The organism is Paenibacillus sp. O199 (assembly GCF_001636635.1).
Lineage (GTDB): Bacteria > Bacillota > Bacilli > Paenibacillales > Paenibacillaceae > Paenibacillus > Paenibacillus marchantiae.
In genome coordinates this window covers 25,468-49,742 of record NZ_LGRP01000006.1, presented here as the reverse complement: position 1 = coordinate 49,742, position 24,275 = coordinate 25,468, and the positions used below count along the sequence as shown (strand labels likewise).

General features: G+C 47.1%; 19 protein-coding genes. 17 read left to right on the top strand and 2 right to left on the bottom strand.

All coding sequences use genetic code 11. The features are described 5' to 3' along the window. The first annotated feature begins 18 nt into the window (after window positions 1-18). From A6049_RS10975 to coaD, 16 genes are all read left to right on the top strand, one after another. A complete protein-coding gene (locus A6049_RS10975; RefSeq protein WP_063564685.1) occupies window positions 19-852 on the top strand; it encodes an AraC family transcriptional regulator in 834 nt (277 codons plus the stop codon). Window positions 853-1,052: 200 nt separating this feature from the next. Continuing rightward, window positions 1,053-1,841, top strand: a complete 789-nt coding sequence (locus A6049_RS10970) for an alpha/beta hydrolase (protein WP_095206049.1) — start codon at window positions 1,053-1,055, stop codon at window positions 1,839-1,841. 99 nt (window positions 1,842-1,940) lie between these two features. Next, window positions 1,941-2,603, top strand: a complete 663-nt coding sequence (locus tag A6049_RS10965; protein WP_063564684.1) for an SGNH/GDSL hydrolase family protein — start codon at window positions 1,941-1,943, stop codon at window positions 2,601-2,603. Window positions 2,604-2,618: 15 nt separating this feature from the next. Continuing rightward, window positions 2,619-3,515 (top strand): SMP-30/gluconolactonase/LRE family protein, encoded by an 897-nt coding sequence (locus A6049_RS10960; protein WP_063564683.1) that lies wholly within the window; start codon window positions 2,619-2,621, stop codon window positions 3,513-3,515. Between the two features lie 364 nt (window positions 3,516-3,879). Further along, the gene (locus A6049_RS10955) at window positions 3,880-6,963 is read left to right on the top strand and encodes a X2-like carbohydrate binding domain-containing protein (RefSeq protein WP_063564682.1); all 3,084 of its coding nucleotides are present in this window, start codon (window positions 3,880-3,882) and stop codon (window positions 6,961-6,963) included. 383 nt (window positions 6,964-7,346) lie between these two features. After that, window positions 7,347-8,894, top strand: a complete 1,548-nt coding sequence (locus A6049_RS10950; protein ID WP_063564681.1) for a response regulator transcription factor — start codon at window positions 7,347-7,349, stop codon at window positions 8,892-8,894. Between the two features lie 19 nt (window positions 8,895-8,913). After that, complete coding sequence (locus A6049_RS10945; protein ID WP_063564680.1) at window positions 8,914-10,680, top strand: cache domain-containing sensor histidine kinase; 1,767 nt, start codon at window positions 8,914-8,916, stop codon at window positions 10,678-10,680. Window positions 10,681-11,053: 373 nt separating this feature from the next. Beyond that, window positions 11,054-12,337, top strand: a complete 1,284-nt coding sequence (locus A6049_RS10940; RefSeq protein WP_371121407.1) for an ABC transporter substrate-binding protein — start codon at window positions 11,054-11,056, stop codon at window positions 12,335-12,337. Between the two features lie 152 nt (window positions 12,338-12,489). After that, window positions 12,490-13,377: a carbohydrate ABC transporter permease gene (locus A6049_RS10935; RefSeq protein ID WP_053783937.1), complete on the top strand. Its 888-nt coding sequence runs from the start codon at window positions 12,490-12,492 to the stop codon at window positions 13,375-13,377. Next, a complete protein-coding gene (locus A6049_RS10930; RefSeq protein WP_063564679.1) occupies window positions 13,370-14,200 on the top strand; it encodes a carbohydrate ABC transporter permease in 831 nt (276 codons plus the stop codon). Before A6049_RS10935 ends, A6049_RS10930 begins: the two co-directional genes overlap by 8 nt. A 174-nt stretch (window positions 14,201-14,374) precedes the next feature. After that, window positions 14,375-17,422: a beta-galactosidase, LacZ type gene (lacZ, locus tag A6049_RS10925; RefSeq protein ID WP_063564678.1), complete on the top strand. Its 3,048-nt coding sequence runs from the start codon at window positions 14,375-14,377 to the stop codon at window positions 17,420-17,422. 142 nt (window positions 17,423-17,564) lie between these two features. Then, complete coding sequence (locus A6049_RS10920) at window positions 17,565-17,870, top strand: hypothetical protein (RefSeq protein ID WP_063564677.1); 306 nt, start codon at window positions 17,565-17,567, stop codon at window positions 17,868-17,870. 105 nt (window positions 17,871-17,975) lie between these two features. Beyond that, window positions 17,976-18,275 (top strand): hypothetical protein, encoded by a 300-nt coding sequence (locus A6049_RS10915; protein WP_139209279.1) that lies wholly within the window; start codon window positions 17,976-17,978, stop codon window positions 18,273-18,275. Window position 18,276: 1 nt separating this feature from the next. Continuing rightward, entirely contained in the window at window positions 18,277-18,702 is a 426-nt protein-coding gene (locus tag A6049_RS10910; protein ID WP_063564675.1) for a hypothetical protein, read from the top strand. 339 nt (window positions 18,703-19,041) lie between these two features. Beyond that, window positions 19,042-19,653, top strand: coding sequence for a 16S rRNA (guanine(966)-N(2))-methyltransferase RsmD (rsmD, locus tag A6049_RS10905; protein ID WP_063564674.1), 612 nt, complete (start codon window positions 19,042-19,044; stop codon window positions 19,651-19,653). 1 nt (window position 19,654) lies between these two features. Then, on the top strand, window positions 19,655-20,161 hold the full coding sequence (gene coaD / locus A6049_RS10900) for a pantetheine-phosphate adenylyltransferase (RefSeq protein ID WP_090807427.1): 507 nt from the start codon (window positions 19,655-19,657) through the stop codon (window positions 20,159-20,161). On the opposite strand, the gene A6049_RS10895 is transcribed toward coaD, so the two are convergent. After that, window positions 20,139-21,395 carry a nucleoside recognition domain-containing protein gene (locus A6049_RS10895; RefSeq protein ID WP_095206048.1) on the bottom strand — a complete coding sequence of 419 codons (1,257 nt, stop codon included), beginning with the start codon at window positions 21,393-21,395 and terminating at the stop codon, window positions 20,139-20,141. The genes coaD and A6049_RS10895 overlap by 23 nt on opposite strands. 203 nt (window positions 21,396-21,598) lie before the next feature. On the opposite strand from A6049_RS10895, the gene A6049_RS10890 reads away from it, so the two are divergent. Further along, a complete protein-coding gene (locus A6049_RS10890) occupies window positions 21,599-22,639 on the top strand; it encodes a SepM family pheromone-processing serine protease (RefSeq protein ID WP_063564673.1) in 1,041 nt (346 codons plus the stop codon). Between the two features lie 286 nt (window positions 22,640-22,925). Here A6049_RS10890 and A6049_RS10885 read toward each other — a convergent pair whose 3' ends face one another. Further along, window positions 22,926-24,158 (bottom strand): nucleotidyltransferase, encoded by a 1,233-nt coding sequence (locus tag A6049_RS10885; protein WP_063564672.1) that lies wholly within the window; start codon window positions 24,156-24,158, stop codon window positions 22,926-22,928. Window positions 24,159-24,275: the final 117 nt, after the last annotated feature.

Genomic DNA, 24,275 nt, shown 5'->3' with positions numbered 1-24,275 from the left:
TCAAAGGAGAGAATCCCTATGCTCATCACACCCGATCATCGGCGCTATTTTATGACCCCACGGGATCAGCCGCTTCCGCTCTACATCGAGAGTATAGGATATAACGGCAATCAGGAGAATGTGTACAGACCTGCTGGATATCCTTGTTATCACTGGCTCCAGACGGTAAAGGGAGCTGGAGAGTTCAGATTTGCAGGTTCAACTGTACAGCTAGGGGAGACATCCGGCATTTTGCTGCCGCCGAATGAGCCTCACGAGTATGTGCGCTCGCAAGGAGAATGGGAGACCCTCTACATTACATTTGGAGGCTCCCAGTGCCCGGCCATTACAGAGTCGCTTGGTTTGGGGGAGGCAGCCCTTCACCAGTGGGACTCAGAGAGCCCGCTTGAATATTATGGCAGGGAAGTGCTGGGTTCCATCAGCAGTGACCAGGATTTATCCGGTTTGGAAGCGTCAGCGGACATGTACCGATTTCTGATTTTGCTCAAAAAACATGGCATGACGGGCAGTCGTTCTTCGATCTCCCATGCCGTGGAACGGCTGGCTCCTTTAATTTCATTTATGAATGAACACTATGCCGATCCCGAAATCGGTCTTGAACAGATGGCCGCCATACCAGGCATTACGCCTAGGCATCTGAATACCCTTTTCAAACAATCCTTTGGCATGACCGCCTACAGTTATTTCATTCTCCTTCGTATTCGCAAATCGAAAGAATGGATGACAGGGGACAGCAAACTAACCGTCAAGGAAACGGCAGCGAAGGTTGGTTTTCGGGATGCGAGTCATTTTGTGGCTACGTTTCGGCGGATTGAGGGCGTAACTCCTGAGCAGTATCGAACGTTATATTAATCATTCTGAGGTTTAAATGTGCTATAAAACACTGTTCAAGTATGAGGATTCCGTGTAACCTGTTACAAATTGAACAAAAAGTGATGCCAGGAAGGTATTGATGCGCAAGGGTGCTTCCCGTTATGATGATATCGATTCCTTAGATTGGAAAATGACTATACGGATCAACGTATCCGTTCAACTTAGAGAGGATGATAGAAGTGATAGCAACTATACCATTGTGGGACCATGCAGCACCTTATGCAGCCAAGGGTCATGAGGATGAAATGCCCCATCTGATTCCATTTATTCAGCCGGGTTCCGAGAGCGCTGTCATTATATGTCCGGGTGGGGGTTATGGATTTTTGGCCGATCATGAAGGAGCCCCAATCGCTGAATTGCTGAACCGTGCTGGAATTAGCGCATTTGTGCTGAAGTACCGTGTGGCGCCCCACCAGCATCCGGCACCCATGACAGATGGTCAGCGTGCGATTCGTTATGTACGGGCTCATGCCGAGCAATATGGCATTCAACCTTCCAAAATTGCCGTACTTGGTTTCTCGGCGGGCGGTCATCTTACAGCCACGTTGGGAACCTTGTATGACGAGGGTCAACCAGATCACGAGGACCCTATTGAAAGGGAGAGTTCACGCCCGGATCGGGTTATTCTTTGTTATCCGGTAATAACGATGGACTCCTATGGACATGCCGGTTCTCGTGAAAATCTGCTTGGGTCAGATGTGTCTGCTGAACAGATCAAGGCTTTCAGTGCAGAGCAGCAGGTGAAAGCAGACGCTCCTGAAGCATTCATCTGGCATACGAGTGATGATCAAGCGGTCCCTGTAGAAAACAGTTTGCGTTACGCGCTTGCTCTGGGTGCACACGGCATTCCTTATGACTTGCATGTATTCGAAAAAGGTTCACATGGTCTGGGATTGGCAGAGGATGATCATGCCGTTCGGGCTTGGTCTGATCTGTGCCTGACCTGGCTTAAGAATCAAGGGTGGTAACCCGGCACTTGGCTGATCTATGTCTTCCCTGAATATGAAATGTGAATACGAGTGATCTCACATATTTTAACGCTTATGAGAGCGAAGGAGAAAACGACAATGAAATTGCAAAAGAATGATAAGCTGCTTTTTATCGGAGATTCAATCACAGATTGTGGCCGTGAACATCCTGTTGGTGAAGGGAGTTCTGGACTGGGGCACGGCTATGTGGCGCAAGTGTATGCCTTGCTGCGTTCCATATATCCGGAATTGATGCTGCGGATTCAGAATGTGGGTAATAGTGGGAATACAATCCGGGATTTGAAGCAGCGCTGGGACCGTGATGTGCTTGATCTCAAACCGGATTGGCTAACGATTATGATCGGGATCAATGATGTATGGCGTCAATTTGACAATCCGTTATCCACAGAATCGCAAGTTTTTCTGGAAGAGTATGAATCCACACTACGAGATCTGGTTGCTTCTGTTCGTCCTGGGTTGAAAGGACTTGTTCTGATGTCTCCTTATTATTTGGAAGCCAATCCGGAAGATCCGATGCGGGCTACGATGGATATATACGGTGAGGCTGTTCGTAGAGTAGCCGCTGAAAATGACGCCATTTTCGTGGATACACAGGCTGCATTTACTCCATTCTGGGATCATTTCTATACGTCTGTGCTGACTTACGATCGGGTTCATCCCGATGCAACAGGCCATATGGTGCTTTCCAAAGCGTTCTTGGATGCCATTGGTTTCGAATGGTCAGGCGGCGTCAAATCTTAAAAAGGACGTGATGGCATGAGCGATTTGAACATTGCAGTACATACCCCGGCACTGTTGGGCGAAGGTCCTAGCTGGGATGCTGAACACAATCGATTATTATGGGTGGATATTGAAAGCTACAAGATCCATGTATACGTTCCAGCTACAGGAGAAGATCGGACTTATGATGTTGGCGAGCATGTAGGTGCGGTTGTGCCATACCATGATGATGAGGTTGTCGTTGCTTTGCGCAGTGGCTTCCACAGCTATAACTTGCTCACGGGAGAGTTACAGCCGATTGAAGATCCGGAGAAAGGCAAGGACAACAACCGTTTCAATGACGGGAAGTGTGACGCTCTTGGACGCTTCTGGGCAGGGACGATGAGCATGAACAATGAAAGCAAGGCAGGGGCGTTTTATTGCCTGGAGGAAGGACAGCCTGTTCGAACGTTGTTCAGGGATGTATCCACATCCAATGGTTTGGGCTGGAGCCCGGATCAACAGAAGATGTATTACATTGATACGCCGACACGATCCATTGACCGTTTTGATTTTGATCTGGCTGCTGGAGAGATAACGAACCGGACAAGTGTAATTGCTATACCGGAGGAATTTGGCTATCCGGATGGAATGACTGTAGACAGTGAGGGAATGCTGTGGGTTGCCCACTGGGGCGGAGGAAGAGTTACTCGCTGGAATCCGCATACAGCAGAGCTGATGCAACAGATTGAGGTACCTGCAGATCAGGTGACATCCTGCTGTTTCGGAGGGCCGGAGTTGGAGGACTTATATATTACGACTGCCCGAATCGGTATTCGAGAAGAGCGGCTGACGGAGACGCCGAATGCTGGATCTCTATTTGTAATTAAACCGGGTGTGAAAGGGCAGAAAACCTACGCTTTTGGCGGGGGAGCACAGTCGGATACCGAATAAATGAAGGACACAGTGTTACTAGAATTTTGTTCTTCGTCTATAAAATATTTATCAATGGAGAAGGGTGCTGTTTAAACAGCATCCTTTTTTTATGTTTTCAAAAGCGATATGCAGAAAAAAATACAAAAAATAGAATTTGGGCAGAAGGGGTTTTTTAATTGCCATCGAATGTTATTTATTGCAAGGTTAATCCAATGAATGGTAATCAAAATTGATTTATGAAAGCGTTTTATAAAAATAGAGAGGAGGTGGGGCTGGTTGCCTGTTCCAATGCATTAAATGTCTGACACTGCACTCATCAACATGATGACACAGCGGGGTTTACCGGATGCGATGAACATATTGAAGAGGAGGCTAAGTAATTATGAAAACGTTTTTGGGAAAGCTGCGGGTGATGAGTTTGACGGTTGCTGTTGCAGCAGTTTCGTTGGGAGTACTCGTTGGAACAACAGATGCGGCACCGAGTGATTCATACCAGTGGAAAAATGTCGTGACCGGGGCTGGCGGCGGTTTTGTGCCGGGGATTATTTTCAATGAGTCAGAGAAGGATTTGATCTATGCCCGGACGGATATCGGAGGAGCCTATCGCTGGAATCCTGCGAATGAGAGTTGGATTCCACTCACCGATTTTGTTGGCTGGGATGATTGGAACAAAAACGGTGTCGATGCGCTGGCAACAGACCCGGTTGATCCGAATCGAGTGTATATGGCTGTCGGCACGTACACGAATTCATGGGACAAAAACAACGGCTCTATTCTGCGTTCTACGGACCGTGGTGATACTTGGCAGACTACCACTCTTCCGTTCAAAGTCGGCGGAAACATGCCGGGACGTTCCATGGGGGAACGCCTGACCGTTGATCCGAATAAAAATAGCATTTTGTATTTTGGTGCACGTAGTGGCAACGGACTCTGGAAAAGTACGGATTACGGCGTAACCTGGAACAAAGTAACGAGCTTCCCGAATCCGGGCACGTATGTGGAGGACCCGTCTTATGAGTATACCAGTGACATCGTAGGTCTTTCCTGGATCACGTTTGACAAATCAACAGGTTCTGCTGGACAGGCAACACAGACCATCTATGTTGGGGTAGCCGACAAAAATCAAAGCATATACCGCAGTACGAATGGAGGCGCAACGTGGACTGCTGTTGCTGGACAGCCTACAGGGTATTTACCTCATCACGGAGAACTGGATGCCAATGGAAATCTCTATATTTCATACAGCGATGGTGCAGGCCCTTATGATGGGGAAAAGGGAGACCTCTGGAAACTAAATACGACTACAGGGGTATGGACCAACATTAGTCCAGTGCCGAGCAGCAGCTCGGACAATTATTTTGGATACGGCGGACTGGCTGTAGATGCTCAGCATCCTGGTACACTGATGGTGGCAACCCTCAACTCTTGGTGGCCTGACGCGAATCTGTTCCGCAGTACGGACAGTGGAGCTACTTGGACCCGCATTTGGGAATTTGAAGGATATCCAAACCGTAAAATGCGCTATACACAGGATATTTCGGCCGCTCCTTGGTTGACCTTTGGGACGAATCCTGCACCGCCTGAAGTTTCTCCAAAGCTGGGCTGGATGATTGGCGATCTGGAGATTGACCCGTTTGACTCTGACCGCATGATGTATGGAACAGGTGCGACCATCTACGGCACGAAAAATCTGACAGACTGGGATGACGGCAACAAAATCAATATTTCAGTGATGGCCAAAGGGGTCGAGGAGATCGCGGTTCTGGATCTGATCAGCCCGCCAAGCGGTGCACATTTGTTAAGTGGGGTAGGGGATGTCTCGGGATTCCGTCATAACAATCTGGATCAGTCACCAGCTACGATGTTTACCAGCCCCAACTACTCTTCTACGGAAAGTCTGGATTTTGCAGAGTTAAGTCCGAATACCATGGTTCGCGTTGGTAAAGCAGACTATACTGCTGATCCGAATGCAAAATCCATTGGTTTATCCAGCGATGGTGGGACCACGTGGTATAAGGCAAACGCAGAGCCTGCCGGTACAACCGGAGGAGGAACCGTAGCTATCTCGGCAAATGGTAATCGACTTGTATGGAGCACGTCGGACAAGGGTGTGCATTATTCCACTGGCGGCAACTCATGGACAGCGAGTTCAGGTATACCCGCACAGGCAAAAGTGGTCTCCGACCGGGTAAATTCGAACAAATTCTATGGATTTGCTGCCGGTAAAGTCTATGTGAGCACCAATGGTGGTGCCTCCTTCACTGCATCTGCGGCAACTGGGCTTCCGGTAGAAGGTAACGCGGATCTGGACGCTGTTCCAGGAACGGAAGGCGAACTTTGGTTTGCAGGCGGCAGTGAAGAGGAAGGGCCATATGGTCTGTGGCATTCCACCGATTCAGGAGCGACCTTTACCAAGCTTGCAAATGTGGAGGAAGCGGACAGCATCGGTTTTGGTAAAGCGGCACCTGGGCAGAACGTGGTCGCGCTGTACACGATTGCTAAGATTGATGGAACACGTGGATTTTTCCGTTCCGATGACGGCGGGGCGAATTGGGTACGGATTAACGATAATCAGCATCAATATGCACGTGTGACCACGATTACAGGTGATCCACGTTTGTATGGAAGAGTGTATCTGGGTACGAATGGACGAGGCATTTTATATGCTGACCGTATTGGTGGGAACAATGGCGGTGGAGAAGGTGGAGGCGAGACTCCGGTGAACAGTTCGGCCATCACACCAGTGAATGCGGAATTTGATAAAAATACAGGCAATCAGGTAGATATTTCTGTAACGTTGACACTGAACGGAAACACTTTTAGTGCAATACGTAATGGCAATACAACGCTGGTTTCAGGTACGGATTACACATTATCGGGCAATCAGGTCGTGTTGAGTAAAACCTATCTGGCTTCTTTGCCCAAGGGAAGCGCAGCGTTAACCTTTCATTTTAGTGCAGGCAATGATGCGATCCTAAATCTGACGATCAAAGACACGACGGCTGTACCCGCAGGAGCCATTCGAATTGAGATGTTTAATGGAACGACTTCAGCAACGGGGAACTCCATTAATCCTAAGATCAAATTAACGAATACAGGTACTTCGGCCATTAATCTTTCCGACGTCAAAATTCGTTACTATTATACGATCAATGGCGCTCAAGCCCAAAACTTTTTCTGTGACTGGGCAACAGCTGGAAACGACAATGTTATAGGGGCGTTTAGCGCGCTGTCGACCCCAGTGACCGGAGCAGATTCCGTGCTGGAGATTGGTTTCAAAGCTTCTGCGGGTTCATTGGCAGCGGGGCAAAGTACTGAAATTCAGGCACGGTTCTCCAAAACAGACTGGACCAACTACACTCAGACGGATGATTATTCGTTTGCTCCAAGTCAAACAGCCTATACTGACTGGAACAAAGTAACGGGATATATTGCCGGAAGTCTTCAATGGGGTATCGAACCTTAGACCTGAACTTGAAATGAAAGTATGACTTAATTTAAACGTATATCGATAAGAAGTCCTGGCTCGCCGAAAATGATTCATGGCGGGCCGGGGCTTCTTATTTTGTCGAAATATAGTGTAAACTAAAGTGAGTTTCCGTTAGCATTTTGCATTATTCGAATCAACTCACTCCCGGGTACAAGATAAAAATCTTGCTGATTGAAAGTCGCTCTATGGATTTATGCAAAATGCCTACCATTGCTTAAACGTTCGTTTTGAGATATAAAAAGAAGTACAAAACTTTTAAATTAATGTAACCGCTAACACGGGGAAGCCATTCTATCCGATATATGATGGTATATCTTGAACAGACATAGAAGAAAGATTAGACAAGGGGGTCAAGGGTCATGAACCGGTTGTGTAAGGTGCTGATTGTTGACGATGAGTTTCTTGTAAGGCAAGGCATTAAGCACCATATGAACTGGGAAGCTGAAGGTTTTCAGATTGTAGGTGAAGCTTCCAACGGGGAAGAAGGGCTTGAACAGGTACACTCATTACAGCCGGATATTGTCATTACGGACATCGTAATGCCTGTGATGGATGGGGAAACATTTGTCCGGACGTTAAAAGCCAGTCATCCGCAGATTGAGGTTATCGTACTTAGCAGCTTCAGTGAATTTGAATATGTACGTTCAACGCTCCAAAATGGAGCAGCAGACTATATATTGAAACCCAAACTGGATACCAATGAATTATTACAAGTACTTCAGCGTACGGCTGGCAAAATTCCCGAATTGCAGTTTGAGCCTTCTCATGATGGGTGGAGGCTCGGACAACTGATGGAGAAAATGCTGTCCGGTTTTACGTTGGATGAGGATAATGAGTTGCTTATGATTAGGGAGACGTTTCCTCACCGATGCTTCCGCTTACTCGTATATAAGCCGCAGGATACACAAGTACGTGTGCACAAGCTGGATAACGAGCAATTGGAGTCCAGGTTACGGGATCTGCTCCCCGACGTGGAGTGCGCAATCGTTCCGGCCGAAGGTACCTCGCCAGTGGTGCTCCTTAATGTTGAGCCTACGAAGGATGAATGGATGGTGCAGCGAATTAAGGAGTTGGCGAGCGAGAATAAGGACGGGCAGGACGGACCTTGCTGGGTGCTGAGCGACAGCTTCTCTTCATTTGAAGAGATGGGGGACGTATATCGAACACGTCTGATCAAGCTAATGGAGTATCGCTTTTATTATGAGGACCGATCTATTCTGGTGTATGGCGAACTTCCGCCTCTTCACCCTGCAGGATATCAGTTCAATGTGAACATGTTTTTGCAGCATGTGAAGCGAAATCGAACAGAAGCCGCAAGAGAATATTTGCAGGAGCATGCCCTTACGTTGGGGCGGGATTATATTGCGGATGTGTTTGAAATTAAGTCCTTTCTGGGCAATCTAATCTTTAACGTAACCATTACCTTGGCTGATATGGATGTGCAGTCCGCTGCACTGGAAGAGAGCAAGTATGCCTATTTCAAACATGTGGATGGCGCCTCTAGTCTAACAGAAGCGATGAATGTGCTGGATCAGTTCATGGCTGAGGTACAGGAGTGCACGACTGGAGAGGGCGCAAGACGAAGTGATCCGAATATGAAAATGCTGCTGGAATATATGCATCAGCACTTTGATCAGCCACTCGGACTTGCCGAAGTAGCCAAGCATTTTCATTTTAATCCATCGTACTTGTCCAGTTATTTCTCTTCACACAAAAAAGAAGGCTTTAACGAATATTTGAATAAAATTCGGATTGAAAAGGCAGAGGAACTCCTCCGCTCAGACGATGTTACCATTTCCGAAATTAGCAGCATGGTAGGGTATTCCGACCACAGTTACTTTTGCAAGGTGTTCAAAAAATTTACCGGACTGTCACCGAGCCGATACCGGCGAAAATTCTGGGCATAACGTCAGAAGGAAGAAATAAATGAAGAAATGGATGAATGCATTCTCAAGGCTTGGACTTTTCCCAAAACTGTTCCTCGTTATGTTCGTTAGCATCATTCTTGTCTCCGTGCTCATTCTATGGACATCGATTCATATGTCGACCAAGCTGTTTACCGAGACGTTCAGTATTACGAACTCCAAGGTACTTAGCCAGATTAAAACGAACTTTGAATCCTTCAACGATGCGATTGCTGCTGTATCCAATAATGTTAGCCAAAGCGGGGCAATTCGTGGTTATCTGTCTGAGGGGGAGGGTGACTCCCTCACGATGGCAAAATCCTATTATAATATGAGAGAAACGATGGACCGGATTCAATCAATTACGGAGTCCTATGAAGTTGGTATAACGATTAGCGGTATTAATGGGCGTACGTATTCCACCGATCGATCTCATCTTCGTTTATCAGCAGATGAATTGAAAGAGCAGCCGATTACGCTGGAAGCAGCGGCCAGTCCGAACCGGATCATTTTTGACGACTATCAGACGAATGATGAGACTGCCCAGCAGATGATCTCAGCGACCAAGGCATTGACGGATCGTGCTGAAAACCGACTCTATGGTACGTTGTATGTCACCATGAGAGAGAACGCATTTCGTCAGTTCTATAGCAGTTTCACGAGCAGGGGCAATGATGTGGTTATTCTGAATGATACGGGTGAGATTGTATCGTCCAATCGTGAAGAGTGGATCGGCACCACTCAACTCGAATTGCTGACCTATGCCAGAGAAATGAATAACGAAAGTGTAAAAGGTGTAAATGCACGGGTCATGGATCAGGACAGTGTGGTATTGTCCGAGTACTTACCATTTTATCGGTTTTATATTGTAAACGTCGTCGATAAGGATCTCGCGATGGGGCAGCTGATTGACATGAAGACGATTGCTCTGATCTGTGCAGCCATTGTAGCCGGAGCTCTCATACTCGTGTTCCTTATTACGAATCAGATCACGAAGTCGCTGCGCAGACTTGTGAAGCAGATGTCCAATATAACCAAAAGTGATCTGGACAACTATATTCCAGTCAGTGGGAGTTATGAGAGTCGACAGTTAGGTCACGCCTATAACTACATGCTGGACGAACTTCATGACTATGTGGATCAGCTGGTACTTACACAGCGGGAGCAACGAAATGCCGAGCTGGCGGCGCTGCAAAGCCAGATTAATCCTCATTTCCTGTACAATACCCTGGCTTCCGTGAAAGTCCTGGTTCAGCAAGGCAACAAGGATAGGGCTGCCGAAACCATCAATGCGTTAATCTCCTTATTGCAGAATACGATTAGTAACGTGAGTGAGACGATAACGGTAGAGCAAGAGGTCGAAAACCTGAAAAACTATGTATTCATTAATCATGTCCGATACGGAGGGCGCATTAAAGCAGCCTTCTACGTAGCTCCGGATTGTACACATTATCATGTACCCAAACTGGTGATTCAGCCCTTTATCGAGAATGCCTTCTTCCATGGATTCATTTCCAAGGAAACAGGCACTATTCATGTGATGGTCTCCAGAGCCGGAGAGTCATTGATTTGCGAGATTATGGATAACGGGGACGGGATAGAAGGATTCTCCATGGGTGAGTCGCTGCCCAATCCGAAGAATAATCGGCAATTGTTTAGTGGTATTGGTATCCGGAATGTACATGATCGCATAGAGCTATTGTACGGGGCACCTTATGGTGTAACCATAATGAGCAAACCGGGAGAGGGTACAAGGGTTACTGTTACACTTCCGTTGATTACGAGCTAATAATAGCTTTTGAGTGAATACAAGGTCGTTATTTTTATGAAAAGGTGGCTTTATAGAAGGTCTTCCTGGGTTGTCGTTGACAACACGGGAGGGCCTTTTTGGTGCTCAGAGCGTAAGAATTCAGCCAGACTTGTAAAATATTCAGATTAAAAAAGTACAAAATCAAAAGAAATTACAAAAAAACAAATTTAATGCAAGCGATTTCTGTAAAGGTTTTCATTGTGGCAATAAGATGACAAATCAACACAAAATTATTACTAACGAATGAAGATTTGGGAATGATAAGATGAATTCATCGAGAGCAAACGCTTTCAGAAAACGCAAACAAATTACACACAAAGAGGTCGAAGGGGAGTTGAATCGTTTGAAAAAAATGTGGGTACTGATGCTCGTTACTGTCCTGCTGTTGTCTGCATGTTCTTCCGGTGGTGGAGGGAACAAGGCAAGTGAGGGTGAAAAAACCGCTAATGAAATTACGATCTGGGCTTGGGATAAAGCGTTTAACGTCGCTGCATTAGAAACAGCAAAAGAAGCCTATCAAAAACAAAATCCTGATCTGAAAATCAACATCATTGAATATGCTCAAGCTGATATTATCCAAAAGCTGAATACAGGTTTGAACTCGGGAACAAGCAGCGGCCTTCCGAACATTGTTCTGATTGAAGATTACCGTGCACAAAGTTTCCTGAACGCTTACCCTGATGCATTTAAAGATATGTCCTCTACAATCAAAGCTTCCGATTTCGCAGAGTACAAACTGGGACCAACCGCTTTTGATGGCAAACAGTTTGGTGTTCCGTTTGACTCTGGTGTAACAGGTCTCTACTACAGAACAGATTTGCTGGAGCAAGCAGGCTACAAAGCAGCTGACCTTCAGGACATCACATGGGATGATTACATCAAAATCGGTAAAGATGTGAAAGCCAAAACTGGCAAAGATCTGATCACACTTGATCCTAACGATTTGGGTCTGATCCGTATGATGATTCAATCCGCAGGTTCATGGTATTCCAAAGAAGATGGTAAAACACCTGATCTGGCTGGCAATGCAGCACTGAAAGAAGCATTTGTAACGTACAAAGCAATGATGGATGCAAATATCGTTAAGTTGAACTCCGACTGGAGCCAATTCGTGGCAGCATTCAACAATGGTGATGTTGCTACCATTCCTACAGGAAACTGGATTACACCATCCGTGCGTCAAGAAGCATCGCAATCTGGCAAATGGGCGGTAGCACCACTTCCTAAAATGGCTGGACAATCGAATTCTGTACACGCATCGAACTTGGGTGGCAGCTCTTGGTACGTTATGAATAATGTTGCTGGTGCAGACCAAGCGGCTGACTTCATGGGTAAAACATTCGGTTCTGATAAACAATTGTATCAAGATTTGCTGAACAACATTGGTGCAATCGGCACGTACAAACCGGCGGCAGAAGGCGAAGCATTTGATAAAGCCGACGAGTTCTTCGGTGGACAAAAAGTGTTTGCTGATTTTGCAAAATGGACACAAGAAATCCCTAGCGTAAACTACGGTATCAACACATATGCCATCGAGGACATTTTGGTTGTTGAAATGCAAAACTTCCTGAACGGCAAAGCGATTGATGACGTTCTGGCTGATGCACAGAAACAAGCTGAAGCACAATTAAACTAAGATGATCCACGGTAACTTATAGAACCCAAGGAAGCATCGGAGCCGTTCCACTGTCTGGCACAAGCAATAGCCGACCCGGACATGGTGGAGGCTCCCTGGGTTCTATCCATGTTACACGGAGAGAGAGGAGCCATACTGTGAAAGCCAAAGCCATGAATACAGGAGACAGTCTGCAAAAGAAAAATAATTTGACTGGATGGGCTTTTATATCGCTCGCTGTTATCGGGATCGTTGCATTTTACTTCTATCCGATGCTGCAAGCGCTGCTCTTATCGTTCAAGTCGGGTGTAGGAGCCAATCTTGAATTTACGGGCCTGGATAACTATAAAAGATTATTCATTGATACAACGTTCCGAACTGCTGTATCCAATACATTTCTGTACTTGATCATTCAAGTGCCTGTCATGATTATTCTCGGTTTGTTTATTTCCGTTTTATTGAATGACAGTACGTTACGCTTCCGTAGCTTCTTCCGTACTGCTATCTTCCTGCCTTGCGTAACCTCATTGGTTGCCTACTCTGTCGTATTCAAATATCTGTTCTCTTCTGACGGTATGGTTAACCAATTCCTGATGAATCTGCACGTGATTGCTGAACCGATTCAATGGATCACTGACCCGTTCTGGGCTAAAATTACGATTATAATCGCCGTTACTTGGCGTTGGACCGGATATAACATGATTTTCTATCTGTCATCTCTTCAGAACATTGATCAGTCGATCTATGAAGCTGCACGGATTGATGGAGCAAATGCTTTCACGCAATTTTTCAAAATTACCGTTCCATTGCTCAAACCGATTATCCTGTTCACCTCCATTACATCGACGATTGGTACATTACAAATTTTCGATGAGATTATGAACATCACCAAAGGTGGTCCGGGTAATGCGACGATGTCCATCTCCCAGTACATTTATAACCTTTCGTTCAAATATTCACCGGACTTCGGATATGCGGCAACCGTTTCGTATTCCATCGTGCTGATGATTATCGTATTGTCCATTATCCAGTTCAAAGTGGCAGGTGAGAGAAATGGCTAAAGCAAAAGCAAAACGTATATTCACATATGTCTTCTTGTCCATCGTTGCATTTGTGTCCATCTTCCCATTCTTCTGGATGCTTGTTAGTTCGACCAATGCTTCTGTAGATGTCACCAAAGGCAGACTGCTTCCTGGATCGGCTTTCCTTGATAACTTCAACAAATTGCTGGATTCAACCAATCTCGTACAGGCTCTTGGAAATTCGGCGATCGTTTCCGTTATTTCCACGATTCTTGCTTTGCTGATTGGTTCCTTGGCCGGTTATGGATTCGAAGTATATCGGACGAAATCACGTGATATCGTATTTAACATTCTGTTGCTGTCGATGATGATTCCGTTCGCAGCGCTGATGGTTCCTTTATACCGGATGTTTGCTACGATCTCTGGTTTTGCACCGTTCATCGGTATCAACACCATGGCCGCAGTTATTCTGCCGACCATCACAACGGCGTTCCTAATCTTCTTCTTCCGTCAGAACACCAAAATGTTCCCGAAAGAGATGCTTGAAGCTGGCCGGATTGATGGTTTGAGCGAAATTGGGATCTTCCTGAAGATCTACATGCCAACGATGAAAACAACATATGCAGCCGCTGCGATCATCACATTCATGAGCAGCTGGAATAACTACCTGTGGCCTCTCGTGGTGCTGCAAACGCCAGACCAACAGACGATTCCGTTGTTAATCTCGAACCTCGGTTCCAGCTATTCACCGGATTATGGTGTCATCATGACCGCCATCGTCATCGCGACATTACCGACAGCCATTGTATTCTTCATTATGCAAAAACACTTTGTCGCAGGTATGGTTGGTTCCGTTAAGTAATGCATCATCATTAAACCGTCTGAATGGACGTCAATGTAGAAGAGAGAGAAGAGGACGCCAGACATGGCGTGCCTCTGTCTTTCTGTTTGTTTATGTTTGTTTCGTAAAAGGAAAATAAGAATCTGTACTGAATAAGTAATAAATATATTTGTTTCAAGAGGGAGAGAGAGCCGAATGAAAGCAACACAAGCAGATATTAACTGGCTGGGCGATGTAAGCGTTTTTGAAGTAAACCGCCTTAACGCTTACTCGGATCATCGCTATTACCGTACTATGGAAGAAGCAAAAGCATCCGGTGCAATGGCTATGCGCTACAACCTTAACGGAACGTGGAAATTTAATTATGCAATCCGTCCGGATTGCCGCCCCGAAGCTTTTTATAAGCAGGAGTTCTCCAATGCTGGTTGGGATGATATTGAAGTACCGGGGCATATTCAGCTCCAAGGCTACGGTCAGATCCAATACGTAAATACTCAATACCCTTGGGATGGCTTAAACGATCTGCGTCCACCTGCATTGCCGCAGGACCAAAACCCGGTAGGCAGTTATATTCGCACATTCCATTTGCCAACAGGCTGGCAGAACAGTCCGGTATATATTTCGTTTCAGGGTGTAGAATCTGCATTCTATGTATGGCTTAACGGACAGTTTGTCGGGTATGGGGAAGACAGCTTTACACCATCCGATTTTGATCTGACACCATTCCTCCAGGACGGAGAGAATAAACTGGCTGTGGAAGTGTATCAACGCAGCACAGGCAGTTGGTTGGAGGATCAGGATTTCTGGCGGTTCTCAGGCATTTTCAGAGATGTGTATCTGTATACTGTGCCGGCTGCGCATATTCGCGATGTGCGGGTTGTAACGGATTTGGACAAGTCTTATACCCATGGTACGTTAAACGTGGATCTGAAACTTGAAGGAAAAGCTGCTGCTGGAGCCAAAGTGAACGCTGAACTAAGGGATGCTGAAGGCAACACGGTGAAAACATTTGGCGGGATTGAAGTTACCAATGGTCTGGTGAGTCTTCGTGAGGAGATTGGCCAAGTAAACCTGTGGAGCGCGGAGATTCCTTACCTGTATCGTCTGTACATTCAAGTATATGATGCAGCGGGCGAACTGGTGGAAGTTCTACCTCAGGCCGTTGGCTTCCGTACATTTGAAATGATCGATAAAGTGATGCACATCAATGGTAAACGTATTGTCTTCAAAGGGGTAAACCGTCACGAATTCAATCCGCGTCGCGGACGCGCTGTAACAAAGGAAGATATGCTGTGGGATGTTCAGACGATCAAACAAAACAATATGAACGCTGTTCGTACATCTCACTATCCAAACCAAAGCCTATGGTATGAACTGTGTGATGAATATGGATTGTATGTGATTGATGAAATGAACCTGGAGACACACGGATCATGGCAAAAACTGGGTGCAGTTGAGCCTTCGTGGGTTATTCCTGGCGACCGTCCAGAGTGGCATGATATCGTTATGGATCGTGCGGTGTCGATGGTAGAGCGGGATAAAAATCATCCGTCCATTCTGATCTGGTCTTGTGGTAACGAGTCTCATGGTGGTGAAGTGATTTATAAAGTTTCGCAATATTTCAAATCGGCTGATCCTACACGTCTTGTTCATTATGAAGGTGTGTTCCACGATCGTCGCTTCAACGACACGAGCGATATGGAATCACGTATGTATGCCAAACCGGCCGACATTGAGGAATTCTTGAACGCGAATCCGGAAAAGCCATATATCAGCTGTGAGTATATGCATGCCATGGGTAACTCCATTGGCGGTATGCATAAGTATACGGAACTCGAAGACAAGTATCCGATGTATCAGGGCGGATTCATTTGGGATTACATTGATCAAGCCATATACAAAAAAGATCGTTACGGCAAAGAGTTCCTTGCTTATGGCGGAGATTTCGGTGATCGTCCTTCGGACTATTCGTTCTGTGGAGACGGCATTGTGTACGCAGACCGCAGAGTGTCTGCCAAGATGCAGGAAGTCAAATTCCTGTACCAGAACATCAAGCTGTTCCCGGATCGGGAAGGCGTGAAAATCGTTAACGATAATTTGTTTGCAGACACATCTGAATTCGAACTGGTATACAGTCTGGATCGGGAAGGTCACGAAGTGCTGCATGGAACGTTTGAGGTAAACGTGGGTCCACAAAGCGAGACCGTTGTGAAACTTCCACTTGATGTGGAATCTCTTGCTGGCGGGGAATACGCAGTGAATACCGCGTTTGTATTAAAAGCAGCAACATTGTGGGCAGAAAAAGGCGAGGAAGTTGCTTTTGGACAGTTTGTATTTGCTCAGGAAAAGTCGGAAATTGTAGAGTCCGATCTGAACCTGACAAATGAAATTCAGGTCGTTGAAGGGGACGTTAATATCGGGGTAAGGGTAGGTCAGACCCATGTCCTGTTCTCCAAGGCTTTCGGAACATTGGTATCCCTGAAGCTGTCAGGTCAAGAGACGATTGCACAGCCTCCAATGCCATTGTTCTGGCGTGCGACCACCGATAATGATAAGGGTACTGCTATGGGCTTCGAGCTTGGGGCTTGGTATGCTGCAAGTCTGCTGCCTAGATGTGTGAACTGGAAAGCGGAACAAAACACGGATCAATATCGGATCGAATTCACGTACAAACTTAATATTTCGGCAGATGTACAAGTGAAAGTGGCTTATACCGTCCGTGCAGATGGTAGTGTGCATGTGCATAATACGTATAAAGGAACGGCAGGTCTGCCAGATCTTCCGATTCATGCGCTTTCCTTCAAAACTTCACCGGAATTTGAAAATGTTGAATGGCTGGCGATGGGACCTGAAGAAAATTATGCGGACCGTGCATTTGGCGCTCGTCTGGGTATCCATGACAGCAAGGTAGCAGATACCGTTGCTCCATATCTTGTACCGCAGGAGTCGGGCAACCGTACGGGTGTACGTTGGGCCAAATTGACCGACAACGCGGGACGTGGCTTCAAAATTGAATCGGCTGGAGTTCCGGTCGAGCTGAATGTATCTCCATATACGGCATTTGAGCTGGAGAATGCACAACATGCATATGAGCTGCCTCCGGTGCATTATACGGTTGTAAGGGTAGCCGGCAAACAAATGGGCGTAGGTGGTGACGATAGCTGGGGCGCACCGGTTCATCCGGAGTACCGCATCGCCTCGGACGGCGAACTGCAATTTGAATTTGTCATTCGTGCGCTGTAATAGCGCTATATAAAGATGTAGCTAAAGGACAGAGGTCTCCAAAACTGGGGGCCTCTGTTTGCTGTTATCAGATGATGAGCTGTGAAACCGCTACCGTACCTGTCTCGTACTGTACTGGACATGGATAAAGGAGGGGTTTATTTTGAGCAGAAAAGCAAAGACAGGTGTATGGGTAACGGTACTCGTTATACTAGGCATCATTGTGGGATGCTTCATCTGGTATTTTAATACGGCTTCAGGTGAACGTGCGCTGAAAACGATGCGATCCAACAACTCCGGGGGTCTGGAACGTGTGGTTAACGTATACAGTAATTCGGGAGAATTGATTCATACGTATGAGGGTAAGATTGATTTGCAAGATACGGAGTATGGAAATAAGGTACTTTTTGATCTGGATGGCAAACGCATTGTGATCTATAACGCGACAGTGATTAGTGAAGAGAAGTAAATGAGGGGCGGTGCAAGAGTTCAGGCAGGAGCATTCCTATGACACTCTTTCGCTCATATGGTAAAATTAATGAAATAAAGTGGAGAGGTGATGAGAGGCATGTTCATGGAGATGTTGTTGGCCCTGATTGCCATACTCGGAATGGTCGCATTCTATTGCTTAATCGCTTATTTCCTAATTCGTCTTATTTCCAGAAAAGCATTCAAGCGTACGTTAACCAAGTATGAAACAATTGAAATATTGGTATGGGCAGCAATGGTGTTCTTTGCTATTGTGATGATTAAGAATCAGTCATGGAATATGTTGCTGCCTGTAGTTCTCCTTATGGTTTCAATGATTAACCTGCACCGTTCAAATCGGAAATACAGAGAGATGAGCAAAGAGATGAACAAAGAGGGACTTTAATATGATACTGGATAAGTCGACAGACACCTCAGGGTTAACACAGGTTGCCGCACTTTCGGATGAGTTGCAGCCTGTGTTTGATAAAGTAGAACGTAAATATCAAGCGTGTGGCATTGAGCTGTTCTTTGTTTTCAGATGTCTGCCTGAAGAATATGAAAGAAAATCGACGGTCAGATATGCAAAGAGGGACAATACGATTTACTTTGATATGACAGTCAGTGAGGATCAGTATAAAACGTTTAGCAAAAGCAGACAGCGATATGAGCTGAGTCATTATTTCTATGCTTTTCTGAACGACAAACTAAAGAAATATAAGATCAAACACTTGGACCATACGGAATTTATCAATGACATGGAAGAATGGCTTAAAGAAATTGGATGGTTACAATCCGAATTAGAGACCAGTATGGATGAATATCGGGAATAAGGTTTTCTGATGGCGGTTTTATAATTAGTCAATGGGGTTATGGTACATAATAAAGATAACAAAAAGAAGCCCTCTTTCGAGAGCTTCTTTTTCATGGGAGAGGAGAAACCGGACGAAGAGCTTATGGGGAAACGTAAGTCTTCTCCGCGGTTGTCTACGACACTTGTGATGTCGATAATTAAAGGATGGCCGGAAAGTTTCCTTTTTATACATATCCGTTAACAATTGCGTCAACAATTTTCTAGACAGAAAGCAGACGCACTATTTTTCAAACTGAACCCGATTGTGGTACGATAGCTTTATCAATAAACTTACATAGAGAGAAAAGGTGACTCATCAGTGAGAGTGGTATCTGGGAGTGCGAAAGGCAGACCGCTGAAGGCTGTTCCTGGCACAGGGACGCGGCCGACCACCGACAAGGTGAAGGAAGCGTTGTTTAGTATGATTGGCCCTTATTTTGAGGGCGGTACAGCATTGGATCTGTTTGCAGGCAGTGGAGGTCTCGGTATTGAGGCGCTGAGCCGCGGCATGGACAAGGCTGTTTTTGTTGACTTGGAATCGAAAAGTATTGAAGTGATCCGTGCAAATCTGAAAGCAACCAAGCTGGAAGATCAGGCGGCCATATACCGGAATGATGCCAGTCGTGCATTGAAGGCGCTCGCCAAGCGAAACACACAATTTGATCTCGTATTTCTTGATCCACCCTACCGTATGAAAAATGGGGACGAGTTAATGCTTACGATGCACGAACTGGATCTGCTTGAACCGGAAGCGACCATCGTGCTTGAATATGAATCCAAATATAGTTACCCTGAGCAATTCGGCCCGTTTGAACAAACGCGCAAGGCATTGTATGGGGAGACAGCTGTATCCATCTATTATTATGCACCTGCTGCAACAACAGAAGATGGAGAACCTAGCGCAGCGGAAGGGGAGGCTCCTCATGAGTGAAATGATACATCGTCAGGAACGAATTGCCGTATATCCAGGCAGTTTTGATCCCGTAACTATGGGACATCTGGACATTATTGCCCGGGCGTCGAAGCAGTTCGATCGCGTCATCGTGGCTGTGTTGAATAATATGAGCAAAAATCCATTATTTACGGTGGAAGAACGCAAGAGTCTTATTACGGAAGTCACGAGTCATCTGCCTAATGTGGAGGTGGACAGCTTCCGTGATCTGACGGCAAATTATGTACGGCAAAAAGATGCTCAGGTCATTGTCCGTGGTATCCGCTCGGTGACGGATTTTGAATATGAGCTTCAGCTGGCTTCGACGAACAGCAAGTTAAATCCGGATGCGGAAACCATTTTTATGATGACCAATCCGAAATATTCTTATCTGAGCTCCAGCATCGTCAAGGAAATTGCCCACTACCACGGAGATGTCACCGATCTGGTCTCACCTGAAGTGGAAGCTGCGCTGCGTCAGAAAATTAGCGAGAAAACCGGCGGTTAAACCAGAAGGTCAGCCCGGATAGGCAGATCATGACGGTGAGCAGCAGTGCCAGACCGATACAGGCAGCAGGGAAACCATTCCAGACGGCATCGATGATGTCGGAGGTGTTCATGCCTACCAGGGACTGCTTGGTTAGGAAAGGTGCCAAACCATTGCCCGGATTGTTCTGAAACGTAGCCCAGACTTCGGAACTGTAACGGCTGAATGGCAGCCACAGCAGCAAGCTGATGAAAAATGCAACCAATGCATGAAGCAGGCGGATTCCGGCAAAATACAACATGGACGTTGTGGCAAGTCCCGCAGCTTTCAGCACGGCGGAGACTTGCAGATGAGAGCACAGACCACCCCAGCCGAGAACAGCTGCAAGCAAAGACATTAGCAGAACGGGTGTCAGTGGGCTCTGACTCAGATGATAAGTTCCGAGATGCAGTTCCAGCAGTGAGGGCCAAAAAGCAACTGAAGTACCGGGGGTGATATAGAGAGTGAGCAGCCGAACAAACACGGCAAACACAATCATATATCCTCCGGTCATCATTAAAGTTTGTACAGCTTGGGAGACCGTGTCTCCAAGCAATTTGCCGAACCCGCGTCCGTCACGTTTCTGGGCTTCGCGGGCTGCAAGCATCATTTGTGACCATAGGCTCCGTCGTTTATACGAAGAAGGGTTTGCAGTTGGGAATTCTTCCCCTTTTGATTCCTTGGGTAGGAGTCGTACTCCGATCATGGCTGCAATCCATCCACTAACCCAGTGAACGATCAGAAGGAAATATCCAGCAGCAGGCTGATGAAGAAAAGCTGCACCGATGACAAGTATAATCATCAATGGATTGGCAAAATGAGATGCTGATGCGACAATACCCGCCTGTTTGGCGGTAATTTGTTGATCCTGCACTAGGCGGGAGGCGGTATCTGCTCCTGCCGGAAAGCCGCCACACATGCCGACAACAATGGCCAGTCCGGCTTTGCCCGGCAGACGGAACCACCGCTGCATTAATGGCCCTAATAAGACGCCAAGTGCGTGGGTAAAGCCGAATGCAGTCAGCATTTGGGATAACATCAGAAATGGAAGCATGGCAGGAAAGATGATTTTCCACCAGATATCCAAACCTTGAATAGAGGCATCGAATGCATCTTTTGGAGATACAACTACTGCAATTACCAGCAATAAAGCGCCTGTACTCATAAGTACCGTTCGTAACGGTCCAGAGCCCGTAACTTCGCTCTGCATTGTCATTGTTTCACCTCATATGGATCGTGCCGTATACACTCGGCCAGGATTAGTTGTGGACGGCCGAATGACGTCCGTGGACGCTTCGGCCTTGACCGGATAAGCTACTGTAAACAGCGGCCTATCCGGCCTGTACCATTGTATGCAAAAGCATGAGAGTGTTAGACTTATAATTATTGAAAGATACGCAAAGAACGGGGGCTCATGCAATGAATCGGATTCGGAAATCTGGCGGATTCAGAGCTTCGATCTTTGTGATCGTGGTGGCTCTGGTCGTCTATGTTGCGGTGTATATGCCAACGCCATATATCATTTATATGCCTGGTAGTGCCGACGAAGTAAAACCCATGGTTACCGTGAAAGAGGGGGATAAGGAAGAACGTGGTGTGTTTATGATGACGACAGTGTCAGCAACATACGCCAATGTGTTTTTGCTAGGAACCTCCTTGTTTAATCAAAATGCTCAAGTGGATAAAAAAGAAGATCGGCTGCGTGGCAAAAGCGAAGCGGAATATTCTGCCGAACAGGTCTGGTTCATGAGTGATTCACAATCCTCGGCCATGGAGGCGGCTTATGAGCAGGCGGGAGTGAAATACTCCATTGTTCCTGAGCATATTTTTGTATTTGGGCTGTCCGAAGATCCAAAACCTAAGGGAGATATTGAGCCCGGAGATATTATTTTGGGTGTAAACGGAACGGCAACTCCGGACAATACAGTGCTGTCTGAGCAGTTAAAGAACAAAAAGGTCGGAGAAACGGTTGAGATGCAATTAGAGCGAGGCGGAGAGACCATCAGCCGCGACGTTCAACTGATTGAAGTGAAAGACAGCAAAACCGGTGAAGTTCGCCCGGCATTGGGTGTCATGATCGGTGCGGTTCAGAAAGTGAAAGCAGAAGATCCGGATAAACAGATTTCCTTCACGGATACTCAGGTAGGTGGTCCATCTGCCGGACTGATGTTCACCCTGGAGATTTACAATCAGTTGACCCCTGGAGATTTGACGAAAGGTCACCGGATTGCTGGCACTGGAACTATTAACAAAGAAGGTGTGGTTGGCGCAATTGGTGGCGTTGTGCACAAAATTGTTGCGGCAGACCGGAAAGAAGCGGAGTTTTTCTTTGTGCCGAAGGATAATTATAAAGAAGCTGAAACTAAGGCTGAACAGATTGGCACCAAAATGAAACTCATTCCTGTTAGCACAGTGGATGATGCGCTGGCTTATCTGAAAACCTTGTCTGTCAAATCCTAAAACAATTATTCGCAACGAATAATGCTTGAACCACTATGAGAATGATGTGAAATCCCCCTATTGCAACGATGCCGAATCGGTGTGCGATAGGGGGATTTTGTTTGAGTAGTCGATATTAAACAACGCATCATCAACAGAGTTTGATTAATCTTATACCCGTAGATCAGGATTGCATCAATCTATGCGTAAGCGTTGGCTCCCGCAAAAACTTGTGAGTCGATCCATTGAACTTGGGGCTTCGAAATCGTTTATGTTGAACCAGCTATGGATATGACTGAACGTAGAGTTAAAGTCTCACAGGTGGTTCATAGTAGTCGCTGTACATCATGCGTGTATCGATGTGTTCACAGGCGAGTGCATATGCTGCCTGAGCTTGCACATCCAGTTCCAACTGGTTATGGACAAAGGTTGATGGTTTCAGCAGAACGGGCAGAGAAGCCGTCTTTTTCATCTGTTTCAAAAGGCCCTGCCCTTGTGAATTGAACCCAAGCACTCGAAGATACGCTGGCCCTTCAGCCAGCTTCTCGGGCGAACATTCGGCCTTGGTATGATTCAGCAGGATATGGGTCAGCATGCGCTGTAGCTTTGTGCGTGTGTACCGTTTCGTTTTAAGTGCGTTCAGCAACGCCTCGACTGAAGGCTCCGGGAGCTGAGCAAGTGTACGGCTCAGCCTGTGTTCGAGTCCTTCCGTGACTTCGGCGATCTGCTCCAGCTCGGAGGCACGGCGTGTGGCCGCGATGTGCAGCAGCGGCTGTGCAAAGCGCTCCCAGTGCACGGGAGCGCGCCCTTCCTGCCATTCGCGCCGCAGAATGGCAAGGGTTGCCGCCGGCACGTATGGCGCGGCGGCTTCGGGCCCGTCCGCCATCAGCAGGTGGCGGACGGCGGTTGCACTGGCGATCGCCCCCGGTCCGGGCGTCGCCTCATGATACGCGGCACCGGTACGCGCCGCCGTAAAGGGCCTGATCGCGCTGCCCAGCCGCTGCAGCGCGATCAGGTAATGCAGCCCAAGCGAATTGTTGGGCTGCCCCAGCAGTGCAGCGGCGTCGTCTGCATCGACGCCGCCAGGCGCCAGCGCTGCCGCCGCACCTGCGTACGCGGCGGGGTAGCTGGCGCCTTCCCGCAGGCGGCGCGCGATATCCTCGCGCAGCCCTGCGGGCTCCACAGCCAGCCCGCGCGCAATGCGCTGCAGGCTGTCCAGGTCGCCGGACTCGCTGCCAAAGCAGAGCGAGTCCACCACGCCTGTGCGGTGCAGAAGTGAAACCGCACCAAAGGCGAACCACTCGGCCGGTTGTACAGCATAGGCAACCGGCAGTTCAAGCACCAGATCGGCGCCAGCATGTAGCGCCATCTCAGTGCGTGCCCTTTTGCCCACGATGGCGGGTTCGCCGCGCTGGAGGAAAGGGCCGCTCATCACAGCCACAACAACGTCTGCTCCACTGAGCCGCCTTGCTTCACTCAGATGGTAGACATGTCCGTTATGTAAAGGGTTATATTCAACAATGACGCCGACGGCTTTCATATGAGAACGCGCTCCTTTCGGTAAATATTCAAATGGGGATCAATCTTTCTCTTCCTAGCCCGATAATATGTGAGCTCATCTTGTTCCATAATAGGACATGGATATACCTTTGTTCAA

Coding starts and splice junctions, on each gene's coding strand:
- A6049_RS10975 (WP_063564685.1), top strand. CDS start 19: ATGCTCATCACACCCGATCATCGGCGCTATTTTATGACCCCACGGGAT.
- A6049_RS10965 (WP_063564684.1), top strand. CDS start 1,941: ATGAAATTGCAAAAGAATGATAAGCTGCTTTTTATCGGAGATTCAATC.
- A6049_RS10960 (WP_063564683.1), top strand. CDS start 2,619: ATGAGCGATTTGAACATTGCAGTACATACCCCGGCACTGTTGGGCGAA.
- A6049_RS10955 (WP_063564682.1), top strand. CDS start 3,880: ATGAAAACGTTTTTGGGAAAGCTGCGGGTGATGAGTTTGACGGTTGCT.
- A6049_RS10950 (WP_063564681.1), top strand. CDS start 7,347: ATGAACCGGTTGTGTAAGGTGCTGATTGTTGACGATGAGTTTCTTGTA.
- A6049_RS10945 (WP_063564680.1), top strand. CDS start 8,914: ATGAAGAAATGGATGAATGCATTCTCAAGGCTTGGACTTTTCCCAAAA.
- A6049_RS10940 (WP_371121407.1), top strand. CDS start 11,054: ATGTGGGTACTGATGCTCGTTACTGTCCTGCTGTTGTCTGCATGTTCT.
- A6049_RS10935 (WP_053783937.1), top strand. CDS start 12,490: ATGAATACAGGAGACAGTCTGCAAAAGAAAAATAATTTGACTGGATGG.
- A6049_RS10930 (WP_063564679.1), top strand. CDS start 13,370: ATGGCTAAAGCAAAAGCAAAACGTATATTCACATATGTCTTCTTGTCC.
- lacZ (WP_063564678.1), top strand. CDS start 14,375: ATGAAAGCAACACAAGCAGATATTAACTGGCTGGGCGATGTAAGCGTT.
- A6049_RS10915 (WP_139209279.1), top strand. CDS start 17,976: ATGGAGATGTTGTTGGCCCTGATTGCCATACTCGGAATGGTCGCATTC.
- A6049_RS10910 (WP_063564675.1), top strand. CDS start 18,277: ATGATACTGGATAAGTCGACAGACACCTCAGGGTTAACACAGGTTGCC.
- coaD (WP_090807427.1), top strand. CDS start 19,655: ATGATACATCGTCAGGAACGAATTGCCGTATATCCAGGCAGTTTTGAT.
- A6049_RS10895 (WP_095206048.1), bottom strand. CDS start 21,395: ATGACAATGCAGAGCGAAGTTACGGGCTCTGGACCGTTACGAACGGTA.
- A6049_RS10890 (WP_063564673.1), top strand. CDS start 21,599: ATGAATCGGATTCGGAAATCTGGCGGATTCAGAGCTTCGATCTTTGTG.
- A6049_RS10885 (WP_063564672.1), bottom strand. CDS start 24,158: ATGAAAGCCGTCGGCGTCATTGTTGAATATAACCCTTTACATAACGGA.